General features: G+C 62.0%; 4 protein-coding genes. 3 read left to right on the forward strand and 1 reads right to left on the reverse strand.

Annotation, left to right across the window (positions count from 1 at the left end; translation table 11 throughout):
- Positions 1-5: 5 nt before the first annotated feature.
- Entirely contained in the window at positions 6-3,749 is a 3,744-nt protein-coding gene (locus tag ACODSR_RS15765) for a conjugal transfer protein TraG N-terminal domain-containing protein (RefSeq protein WP_489077589.1), read from the forward strand.
- 2 nt (positions 3,750-3,751) lie between these two features.
- Here the strand turns inward: ACODSR_RS15765 and ACODSR_RS15770 are convergent, their stop codons facing one another.
- Positions 3,752-4,144, reverse strand: coding sequence for a hypothetical protein (locus ACODSR_RS15770; protein WP_489077590.1), 393 nt, complete (start codon positions 4,142-4,144; stop codon positions 3,752-3,754).
- Positions 4,145-4,930: 786 nt separating this feature from the next.
- Between ACODSR_RS15770 and ACODSR_RS15775 the strand changes: the two genes are divergently transcribed.
- Positions 4,931-5,839, forward strand: coding sequence for a tyrosine-type recombinase/integrase (locus tag ACODSR_RS15775; protein ID WP_230189213.1), 909 nt, complete (start codon positions 4,931-4,933; stop codon positions 5,837-5,839).
- 4 nt (positions 5,840-5,843) lie between these two features.
- A partial coding sequence (locus ACODSR_RS15780) for a transposase zinc-binding domain-containing protein (RefSeq protein ID WP_489077591.1) occupies positions 5,844-6,035 on the forward strand: 192 nt, incomplete at its 3' end.

Here is a 6,035-nt window from a genome sequence, read left to right on the forward strand (position 1 = left end):
GAGCTATGCGCTATCTGATCCGCCTGGCATGTGTCCTGTTCGGCTTGCTGAGCGCCGCGCCCGCGCTAGCGATCGATGCCAGCTATCACACTTGGGACGGCTTCTCCGAAACCGTCGACGCGTTTCACCTGGTCGCGATGATCTTCGGCGATCCGCGCTATGAAACACTGGTTTTGATTGTCGCGGTGGTCGGCATCGGCCTTGGCGCGGTTATCGCCAGCATTCGGGGTTCCGGCATGGGCCTGGTTGCCTTCGGCTTCCAGATGCTGATCGGCATCGGCCTGTTCGCCGGGATGATCGCCACGACCGGTACCGTCCACATCTATGACCGGGTGCGCAATGCCTATCAGCCGGTCGGCGACGTCCCCAATCTCATCGTGCTGGTCGCAGGCGTCACCAACCTGATGGAACGGGCGCTGGCCGAAACCATCGACGACAATACCACCGACCCCAATGCCAAGCTGGAATTTGGCGCAGGTGGCCATGCGTTCGACCTGTTCCTCAACGCGGTCTCGCCGCGCAGCCCGATCGTCGATACCTTCCTTGATGCAACGGTGAAGGATTATGTGCGGCAATGCTATCCGGTCGCGCGTGTCTCGCCGGCCTATGGCGTCGATGACGATCAGCTGTTCCGGACCTCGACCGACCTCCCCGCTTCCTTCGCGGCGATGGCTGGCCCCGCTACCTTCTCGACCGTCTTCACGGCGAGCGACAAGGGCGGGACGACGATGAGCTGCGATGCAGCCTGGGACCATATTGCCGACCGCCTGTCGGGTGCCACAGCGTTCGACGCTTATAGCGATCAGGTCTGCGCCCGAACCGGATTCGATGTGAACCAGGCCAGTCAGCGCGATCGCTGCCGCCAGCAGATCGATGCGCTGGGCGACATGATGCTGGGTCAATCCATGAGCCGGCAGACGTTCCTCACCAACATCCTGCTCGGTCAGACGGTCGGCGATGTGCTGTTTGAAGATTCGCCTGCAGCCACGGCGCGGGTGATGGCGAACCGGGCGATTGAATCCAACGGCCTTGCCACGCTCTCGACGGCCAATGAATGGATGCCGACCATCCGGGCCTCGGTGTTCGCGATCATGCTGATGATGATGCCGATCGCGCTGCTGTTCATTCTGACGCCAATCAACCTGCGGGTTGCAAGCTTCGCGCTCGGCCTGTTCGTGTTCGTCGCGCTCTGGGGCGTGATCGATGCCGGCATCTACCAGCTCACCCTTGGCCGGGCGATGGATGTACTGGCCGAATTGCGCGCGACCAATGTCGCGGCCGATAGCTGGATTCTCGCGCCGTCGGCAGCGATGAAGGCGCTCGCCATCTTCGGCTCGTTCCGAACCGCAGCGGCGGGCCTGGCGGGCGCGTTCGTGTTCACCGTGTTCCGCTTCTCGGGCAATATGTTCACCGCCTTCACGTCCGGTATGCTCGGTGTCCAGGGCCAGGGCAGCATGGCGGCGGCAACCGTGGGGACCAGCGAGGGCTATGCCTCCGCGTTGGAGGCACAGGCTTCGGCTGGTGGCACGATGGCGCGGCGCTCCACATCGGCGGGGTTTGGCGATTTTGGCGAGCGCAGCAGTTTTGGGCTCGACCGCGCCTTTGCGTCGGCCGGATCGGTCATCAGAGAACATGGCGGCGGCGCGACCGGAACGGCGGCGTTCGGGCTTGGCCGGGCCGATGCCGCCCGGGAACTGGGCGGGCTCTCCCCTGCCCTGATCGGTCGGGATTTGAACGATCCTGCCACGGCCAGCGCCATCCGGGCCAACGCAGCAACCTCTGCCATCCACAATTTTGCGCAGGGAGATGCGCTGCGCAAGCTTGGCACGAGCTACTTCGGCGAAGGCCAGGGCGGCGAACGCGCTTTTGCCGCTTTCGCGCAAAATATGGTGCAGTGGAAGGCGTTCGGCGACAGCCAAGCCTATGAGATGATGCAGTCGGGCGCGCAGCGGCATTTTGAGCGCAGTGGCTATGATGCAAAGGATGCTGCGCTCAAAGCCTCGACCGTGATCGCCCAGGCGGGCGCTGATCCGACCTTCGCCAAGATCACGGCCAACGCCTTCGATCAGGAACAGATGCTGCGTAATGACCTGACCGCTGCGCAGACGCAGGTGGGCGCGATGGAAGGACGACGCGTCTATGCCGGCGACAGGGTTGCGGCGGTCGAACGCGGCAATGTGTCGACGGAACAGGCCCATCGTGCCGGACATAATCAGGGGCAGCGCGAAGCCGCAGGGATGCTCGGTCTCTCGGTCACCGAAACCAGCCGGCGCATCGGGTTCATCAATGCACTTTCGGGCGAAGCCCGATCGACCGCGATCAGCCAGTTGTCGCGCTCGACCGGGCGCAACGAGGCGCAGGTGCTACGCGCCCTGGAAAGCTACAATGCCGCTGTTCAGGTCGGCACTGCCGACGGCGCGAGCGCGGAAGCGGCACGTGAGGGCACAAGCGTCTACGGTCGCACGCGCGAGGCCGCCGGTTATGATTTTGCCGAGCGGTCGGGCAAGCTTGATGCCCAGCGCGAGATCGGTCCTGATGGCGTGCGCAGCTCGGCCCAAATCGGTGAGCAGCGGCGCCAGGCGGACAATGCCGGTTTTGCACAAGGCGCCGCTGCCGCTGGCGTGTCGGTCCGCGAAGCCGCGCGTCTGGATTCCTTAATCCGCTCGCTCGCGGGCACTGCCGGAAACCAGGTTGATATGGCTGAAGGCGGCGCAGAAGGCATCGCCGATCGCGCACGCAACGAGCGACTGACCGGCATCGTCGACAATGAGCGGCTCACCCGCACCCAGGCGCTGCTCCGCGAGCATGGCGTGGAGATGTCCAAGCGCCAGATCGCCATGGACCAGAATGGGGACATCGGCCTTAACCTGACGCCGGAACTGGCCGCGCAGATGTGGCGAGGCGGGCTCATCAACGAAAGCCAGCTTGGTGCAATCGCCAATGGCGGGCATGCCAGGTTCAGCTTCGCCCACAATGATCTGCTCGTCTCCAGCAGCACCGGGTTCAGCCAGTCTGCGCGCAACGATACCAGTACGCGGTTCGAAGCTGGGAAGCAGGCGGGGCCGGACACCATCGAGCATTTCCTGGGCAGCGGTGCGCAAGGCCAGGCCGCCATGGCCAACTGGTTGCGCGGTGGGTTCGAGATGGATCGGCGGGGTGACTGGCGGCTGAAACCGCAGGTCGCCGATACGCTGGAGCGCGACGTCACCGCGATCATGGTACAGACCGGGTGGCAACGCTCTCTATCGCGGTCAGCAGAGCATTCGACAGCGGATAGCCAGAGCATTTCCGGCGATCTTACGGCTGCGGCATCGCGCGGCGTTGGCGCGGGTGGTAGAGGCAGCGCAGAAAAAGGCAGTGGCAAAGGCAGCGCTACAGGCTCGTTGACCGGCAGAGTGAGCGCTGACATTTCGGATAGAGGCATTGCGGCGGTTGTCGCTCAGTCATCGATTGATACGGTGAATTACGATGTTCGGGAAGCGATTGCTTCAGCAGAGAAAACGGCCGCTCGTTCTGGTCGACCGGAGGAAACTTTTGCCCGAGAAATCAGTCAGCGCGTGCTTGGCAATGACGGGCTTCGGAACAGATATCTAAGACAAGCAGACGCCGGACGCGGCACAGCCGATGTCACTGCTCCTATCACATCAATGGAACAGTCCTCGGTCCTCAGAACCGGACGGCTACTTTTCGATCGCGACGATGGATTGGCGGACGGCGATCCCACCTTCAAAGAACGGCGGGATCCATGATGTCAGTCTTTGATCACGCCAACGTGGCGGAGATGACGGAGTCCGGAGCGAGGATCGGACGGATCAGTGTAAGGGTCCATGACTGGCCTTTGCGGTACCGACCCCGGCGCGATCACCCATTCTCCGCAAGCAACCTTGGCTTTCAAGAAACCATAGCCGAGAACCGCTACGACCGTGATCGGATTGAAAACGAGGATGAGCAACACCATGGTGTTGGCCACGGACGTATTAATGCGGTCATAGGGGATGGCTATCATAATCTCGAGGCCAATCCAGTACAGCAGCGCCGTTACCCAATAGAGCTTCGCGTACCATGGTCGCCAAAACCAATCGGCGGCGCCCAGCGATGGCGGGCGGGACTCTTCTGTCTGTTCGACGTGATCAAAATCCTGCATCTGCAGAGCCTTTCCATCTGGAAAAATAGCACAGATTCATCCGACCAGAAACCGATCCGCCCTGATCACCGTGGACCGATCACCCATGGCAATCGCATGAATCCTACCGCCTCCTTTCCTCCCCCGCTCCTTCCAGCTTTGTTTTTCGGCTCCGATAAGTGGGCATACTGCAAATCCTGGACACGGCCGCGATGAAGAAGAAGCGGCCTAGGCAAGATGCACCTCCCAGTCTTTCTACCGAAGCGGATGCCGCGATCCTGCGACTTGCGCGCCTCCTGGGTCGTCAGATCGCACGCGAACTGCATGAGGAGCGACAGCAGCGAGAGAAGCGCACGGACGTCCCGCCAAAATCGTGCGAATGAGGGACTTGTCCCTCCGTTTTGCATTATATTGTAACGCCGAAAGCGAAGCCATCCAAGAGGCTGGATGACCTACCAGATTTTGACGCCGCAAAAGCATAGGCAATGGGAGGGATCAGACATGAGCTATGCAATCCATCCGCTTTCGACTTTAGCCGAGCAGGCTACATTTTGAGGTTTATAGCGGTCCGCTGTATAGCAAAATCTGGGACATTCGCGACAGTCAGGTTCGGAGTGCTGATAATGGGATAGCCGACATTCCGGCTCAGCCGCGGCGATGGCTGTTGCCGCCAACTTGTACGAACCCGCTGGCGCGGGATGGGTGCCTGGATTTGAAGTACCGCTGACCCACTGATATCGGCGCTTTGGTTGAGCCTGCTGCGGCATAGGCAGATTATCGCGACTCCTTTCAACCAAGGAGCGTACGATGATCACCAGTGTCTCTGATACCCCAGTCAGCTCATTGCGCCAGCGCATGATTGAAGACATGAACCTGCGACGGTTCGCTCGCAAAACCCAGTTCGACTACGTGCGTCACGTCGCGCGTTTTGCCACCTATCTTGGGCGCCCTCCCGACACCGCGACAGCAGAGGACCTGAGGCTATTCCAGGTCGAACAGCGCGACGCCGGCCTGGGCGTGCCGACCATGAACAGTATCGTTTCAGCGCTGCGCTTCTTCTTCACGCACACGATTGATCGACCGGATCTTTCCCGCAAGCTCCATACGGTCAAGAACCCGCGTTCCTTGCCCATCGTTCTGAGCCCCGACGAGGTTGCGCAGCTGCTCGGGGCGACCACATGCCTCAAGCATAAAGCAGCGCTGTCCGTCGCCTATGGCGCGGGCTTGCGTGCCGCCGAGGTGACGATGCTCAAGGTCCGCGATGTCGATAGCAAGCGCATGCTCCTGCGGGTGGAGCGCGGCAAAGGCGGGCGATATCGCAATGCGCTCCTGCCTGCTGACCTGCTTACCCTGTTGCGCGAGTGGTGGTCCGTTGGCCGGCAACAGGGCGTCATGCATGCCGATGGCTGGCTGTTCCCGGGGATGCACTACCTCAAGCCGCTCAGTACGCGACAACTCCATCGCATTGTTGTCGACGCCGCAGAGTCCGCGGGCATCACCAAGCGGGTCGGCCCGCACACCCTGCGGCATAGCTTCGCCACGCATTTGTTGGAGGACGGGGTCGATATTCGCATCATCCAAGCGCTGCTGGGGCATGCGAACCTCGAGACCACCGCCTTTTACACCACGGTCGCCACCCGAACGGTGCGCGCGGTCATTAGCCCGCTCGACAGGTTGGTAACGCTGCCCGATCCACAAGTGGCGCCAGACGGCTGAGCCGTTGCGCACCTCACTCGAGGTCGCCGACATCTTTCGCACCGCCGGACCGGCCTATCGGGCCGCCCATGCCGGGCATCTGAGCCTCACCCAGCTCAAGGTGATGACGGCGATCGAGAACTGCCGCACCGCAGCCCTTGGCGGTCATGTCGAGGCCTGCGAGGACTGCGGGCATCGGCGGATCGCCTATAACAGC

The sequence above is a fragment of the Sphingobium sp. FG125 genome (genome assembly GCF_057809795.1).

Coding starts and splice junctions, on each gene's coding strand:
- ACODSR_RS15765 (WP_489077589.1), top strand. CDS start 6: ATGCGCTATCTGATCCGCCTGGCATGTGTCCTGTTCGGCTTGCTGAGC.
- ACODSR_RS15770 (WP_489077590.1), bottom strand. CDS start 4,144: ATGCAGGATTTTGATCACGTCGAACAGACAGAAGAGTCCCGCCCGCCA.
- ACODSR_RS15775 (WP_230189213.1), top strand. CDS start 4,931: ATGATCACCAGTGTCTCTGATACCCCAGTCAGCTCATTGCGCCAGCGC.